Below are 5,300 nucleotides of genomic sequence, written 5' to 3' on the forward strand. Positions count from 1 at the left end.
TCTGCGCGTTCAAATAAGGCGCTTTGCGCTTCCTCCTCGCCAACATGCGCCTCGTCAAACTCGATTAATCCGAAAGACATCGTAATTTGAATATTTTCTTCTCGGAAATGAAACGGCAAATGACCGATTTTTTCGCGCACTTTCTCAATCACCCGCTCCGCTGTTTCGAGGTTCGTTTCAGGCAGTATCATAACGAACTCTTCGCCCCCATAACGCGCAACAAAATCTGTCTTACGCAATCTTTTCCTGAGCTCTTTCGCAATAATCTGTAGAACCTTATCCCCAGACAAGTGTCCGTAACTATCATTGATGTTCTTGAAGAAATCGATGTCGGCAACCACTAGCGACACCGGCTTTTTGTATCGCTTCCAGCGCTCAAACTCCAATTCAAAGCGCTCATCGAATGCCTCCCTATTTGGAAGTTTGGTCAGCGTATCCCGAAGTGCTTTGTCGCGCTCTTCTTTTAGGCGTTTGCGAATGTATGCCGCCTCCTGCTCCATCGCCTCGATCTTTTCTCTTAGCGCCTGAACCTCTGCCTCTTTTTCTTTTTCAAATTGTTTGCCATCCCCATCGTGCTGATCAACCGCTTTGGATATAGAATCGAGATGTTTATATATCGAGTCCTTCAACTCATCAAGATCAGCAGAAGAATCCATTTTTTGGGAAATCTCATCCACCTGCACCCGAACTGCTCGATCAAATTCCTGATTCTTGGTTTGCCAATTCGCATCGACGGTTCGACTATCAATCAGAAACCCCTGAACTTTGCTCAGACGATCATCCAACTGCTTGAGAAAACTTTCGAAGTCGCGCTGCCCTTTGCCGACGACGGACAGAACAAGGTTCGCAACATCATCCAAGGTCGGCCCTAACTCATACCACACTAGCTCATCTTCTATCTGATCACGAAGCTTCGCTACATCCCGAAATGCGCTTTGCGGAAAACTCAGTTGATCGAGCAAGTTAGAGAGTGTGGAGCGAACATGTCTTGCCACCGAGCTAAAGCCTGGCACAATTTCTTCACTATCTTTGGGCTCTTCTTGCGTCTCAATCTCCAGCTCAAGAGCCTGTGACGTCGTCTCATCGTCCTCACCCCCTTCGACACCTCCTTCTCCAGCCGCTTGCAATGGCTGCGCTTTCCCAGCACCGAGCATACGACTAAAAAAACCTGGGCCTTTCGGGACGGACTTTGCGATGTCTTGAATCACCGCAGCCTGTAAACTGGCATATTCAGACAAAATCCCGGGGAAGGACTGCAAGTTGAGGGCTTTTTTGGAAAGTGATTTAGAGAGTTTTTTGAGCGCATTCTTCTGTTTACGGGGAAGCGACAACGTAAGCAGTTGATCAATCAATTGATCCAAGGTGTGAACCAATTGTCCTGCGTTCTGTTGCTTAGATTCGTCGGCCGCAAGAATCAGTTTATCAATGCGCTTCAAGCGCACTTCCAGATCATTTTGCTCTGCCGATGCCGTTCTTATTGCTGAGCGCAAACTCGCAAGCTCTTCATCTAATCTTTCGCTGACGTTCTCTGCAGCAAGGCTGACGCGCACTAAAATACGCTGTAAAAGAGCCGCGTAATCCTCAGCTTGCTTTTTTTGCTCTTCAAAGCTCTCACTCTGTTCAAAATATTTATCCTTCCAGCGCTCTATCTCGACATTCGTGTCCGATGAGTTACTCATGATTTCCCCGAATCAATGGATTTCAGATAAGTATTGCGCACCACAGGCCAAGCGCATACTCACAGAATAGAAAGAATAGAAGCCCGTTCTGCCAGAGTCCATTTTTTGAACAGGTTTACAGTGAATTTTACTTCCAAGTTGCACAAAGGTAGTGAAAGCTGCGGCAACACCAACATGATGGGAAAAAACCAAGAAGCAGTGTTATTTCCAGGTCAATATTGCCTTTTAAATAACACCAAGATCATGGTAGGTTGAGAGTGCATATGTCGTAATCAAAACAATAAGGATCCCGCCATGAAAAAATTAATCGCGCAATTCTAGTAGCAAGTATTACCGTACCAGCGCTTACGGGCTGCATTGGACAGATGGGCGTAACGAAAATCGCCACAGGTTTCAACCTAAAAGCAGTCGACAATCGATATGGTCGTGCGGGCTTGTATCTTTTAATGGCACCCGTTTACGCCATCACTTCGGCAATAGATTTAATGGTCGTCAACTCCATTGAATTCTGGACCGGAACCAACCCAGTGACCGGTAAAGCGCCAGCCGTAGCAGATACGCCAGTCGAAGCCTATCTTAAAGTGAATACAGATCTTGGCGAAGACTTAAGCGAGGCGCCGCTGAGCAGCATCAACAACCCCAATGAAAAAACCTTTCATATGCGTGCGCTCGACGACAATGGCTTCATGCGCATTATTGAAGGCAAGCGCACGGGCGATAAAATCGACATTTATATCGATGGTGAATACGCCGCTTCAACAAGCCTTGAAGAAATGAAGCGCTTCGCTGAAGAGAATCACGAACGCTTAGCCCTAGCGCATAAACAAAGTAAGATGGGCTAATTACTAGCAGGCTATTCGTTTTTCTCTCGAAACAGTTCGTGCGAGCTGTTTCGCTTTTGCCCCGCCGCAATCAACAAGCATTCAGTGGCAACCGTAAGCATCTGCTCAAGTTCCAACATTCTCAATCCGTACGAGAAGCCTTATAGGGTTTAGCCGCTTAGCCGTAAAAGTTAGACAACAATACGCTCCAAGATTACCATCCACCTTTTTGCCGTAGCCTAGGGGTGACAGATGGTATTGTTCTGGCCGATTCAACAAGAGCTGGATTGTATAAGCGATAGCGGAAATGTTCTTGGAAAAATCAAATTCGATGGCTCTCAAGACAAACACATTTTCTACACTGCTGATGAAACCGTGACACTATCAAATGATGAGAAAGCCGGCATTGCCGCACGATTAGCCGGGCTAGACGCAGGCGCCTATTCGATTCCAATGCAAGACGATGACTAAGGTTTTAGATGCATAAGCATGGCCGCTATTATCAATCAGCTAATTTGACAAGAAGCGCCCTAAACACCGAAAGTTGCCGCCAACAAATACCATAATAAGAGAAGCGGTCATGGCTCAAGTTCATCATGTAATCATCATTGGCAGCGGTTTCGGTGGGCAGATCGCGGCGATCAATCTGCAAAAGAAAGGCATCACAGATTTTATTATCCTTGAGCGTAGAGCCTTTGTCGGCGGTACCTGGAGCCAAAACACCTACCCCGGCGCAGCAGTCGATGTCCACTCTCCCCTCTACTCTATCTCGTTCGAGCCTTATGATTGGACACAGATGTTTGCCGAGCAAGACGAGCTTCGCGAATATACAAACTATGTGATCGATAAACATCACTTACGAGAAAAAACGCGCACCAACAGTAATGTCAACCAAGTTACTTGGGACGACGAGCAACACTTGTGGAGCCTATCCATTGATGGTTGCAACGAGGCGCTTCTTTGCAAATACCTGATTAATGCATCAGGACCCTTAAGTACCCCGGTGATTCCCAATTTCAAAGGGCGCGATACTTTAAGGGCGCGTCATTTCATACCAATAACTGGGATCAAAATTACGACTACAAAGGCAAAAAAGCGGCCATTATTGGCAGCGGAGCGAGCGCTGCCCAAGTCATTCCTGCGATCGCGCCCGATCTTGAAGAGCTCCATGTATTCCAACGCACACCACATTGGGTTATGCCGCGACCAGACCATACATTTAGCAAATGGCAGCGTGCGTTGCTCCGTAACAAATGGATCTACAAGTTCTTGCGTGTGATTATTTATTGGATTTTGGAGGCGCGCGTTGTTGGCTTCAAGTATTCAAAGACCATGCTTGACGTGCTTGGTACTCGCGGTGCTAAGCGCAATCTAAAAAAGCAGATTCCCGACGAGGCACTTCGCAAGAAAGTCACACCTGACTTCACCCTTGGTTGTAAACGCGTCATTCTCAGTAACACGCTCTACCCCACCTACATGCGTGAAAATGTCACACTGCACGACAAACATGACGGCATTCAAGAGATCACCGAGCGTGGCATTATTTCAATGGATGGAACAGAGCATGAGCTAGATCTCATTATCTACTCGACCGGATATGATGCAACTGACGGTGTAATTTCCTACCCTGTGGTGGGCCGCGACGGCGTAACACTCAAGGATGTTTGGGCCGACTTCCCCCGTGCATATCTCGGTACAACCGCACCGGGCTTTCCAAATCTATTTATCGTGACGGGACCCAATACTGGAATCGGCCATACTTCTGCTCTGTTTATCATAGAAGCGCAAATGCAATACATCATGCGGGCGATTGAACACACAGAAAAAACGCAGAGCGATACGATAGAAGTGAATCCAGAAGCGGAAAAACGCTACACGACAAAAATCCATCAGGAAATGGCAAAAACGGTTTGGCAAACCGGGGGCTGTAATTCGTGGTACAAAAGTAAAAGCGGGAAAGTCATTGCAATGTTCCCAGGCTTCAGTTTTACCTTTAAGCGATGGGCGAAACGCTTCAAAACCCATGACCATACTCTCAAAAAATCAGGATAATCTCTGGCAGCTTCGTCGAGCCAATGACACAATCGCCCCATAAGCGGCTTGATGCGTCAACGTATTGGAGCTACAAAGAATGGGCATGTAAATTGGCTTACGATGCACTCAAGAGTCATCAACTTCGGTTCACTCAAGAGTCATCAACTTCGATATACTGTGCGAACGCCACCACCCACATTCAATAAGCGACAAAGCAAACCAATGAGCGCACTTCACGAGCTTCAATTCCGTCACGTAAAGCCGGAAGATCTAGACCGCTGTTTCGAAATAGAACAAGCAGGCTTTTCTAGAGAGGAAGCCGCGACGAGGGAGAAGATAGAACACCGAATTCGAACCTATCCCGAAGGCTTTCTTGTTGCGGAAAACCAAACACAGATTGCGGGTTTTGTGAATAGTGGCGCCTGCCATACCGTGGCGCTGTCAGATGAAGATTTTAAAGAATTGCTTGGTCATGATCCCGACGGTCCACACATTGTGGTGATGTCGGTCGTTGTTCATCCCGAGTATCAGGGCAAAGGATTTGCAGGCGCGCTAGTCAAACACTTCATAGAGCAAATGCGCGCCATGTCGAAAGAAGATATCTACTTGATTTGCCAAACCGAACTGATAGGTTTTTATGAGAAGTACGGGTTTAATTATCTTGCCCCTTCCGAATCCGATCATGGCGGGCGCGCTTGGCATGATATGCGTTTAGACCTCTGTACACGCTAGCCGTTAATTGCGTTCAATTCGGCCCTGAAGCTGC

At 47.2% G+C, this 5,300-nt stretch carries 5 protein-coding genes and 1 pseudogene; 5 read left to right on the top strand and 1 reads right to left on the bottom strand.

All coding sequences use genetic code 11. The features are described from left to right. Positions 1-1,679, bottom strand: a 1,679-nt coding sequence (locus A3751_RS10475; protein ID WP_068455487.1) for a GGDEF domain-containing protein, incomplete at its 3' end; no start/stop codon positions are given. 314 nt (positions 1,680-1,993) lie between these two features. Here A3751_RS10475 and A3751_RS10480 point away from each other — a divergent pair. From A3751_RS10480 to A3751_RS10495, 5 genes and pseudogenes are all read left to right on the top strand, one after another. Then, a complete protein-coding gene (locus A3751_RS10480) occupies positions 1,994-2,521 on the top strand; it encodes a DUF3332 family protein (protein ID WP_255376082.1) in 528 nt (175 codons plus the stop codon). 231 nt (positions 2,522-2,752) lie between these two features. After that, positions 2,753-2,971 carry a hypothetical protein gene (locus A3751_RS10485; protein WP_068455493.1) on the top strand — a complete coding sequence of 73 codons (219 nt, stop codon included), beginning with the start codon at positions 2,753-2,755 and terminating at the stop codon, positions 2,969-2,971. 109 nt (positions 2,972-3,080) lie between these two features. Beyond that, positions 3,081-3,476 (top strand): annotated as a pseudogene (locus tag A3751_RS23515) (NAD(P)-binding protein); the annotation flags it as partial. A 5-nt stretch (positions 3,477-3,481) separates the two neighbouring features. Beyond that, a complete protein-coding gene (locus A3751_RS10490; RefSeq protein ID WP_231876873.1) occupies positions 3,482-4,552 on the top strand; it encodes an NAD(P)/FAD-dependent oxidoreductase in 1,071 nt (356 codons plus the stop codon). 204 nt (positions 4,553-4,756) lie between these two features. Then, positions 4,757-5,266 carry a GNAT family N-acetyltransferase gene (locus A3751_RS10495; protein ID WP_068455496.1) on the top strand — a complete coding sequence of 170 codons (510 nt, stop codon included), beginning with the start codon at positions 4,757-4,759 and terminating at the stop codon, positions 5,264-5,266. The last annotated feature ends 34 nt before the right edge of the window (positions 5,267-5,300 follow it).

Source organism: Oleiphilus sp. HI0080, assembly GCF_001635135.1.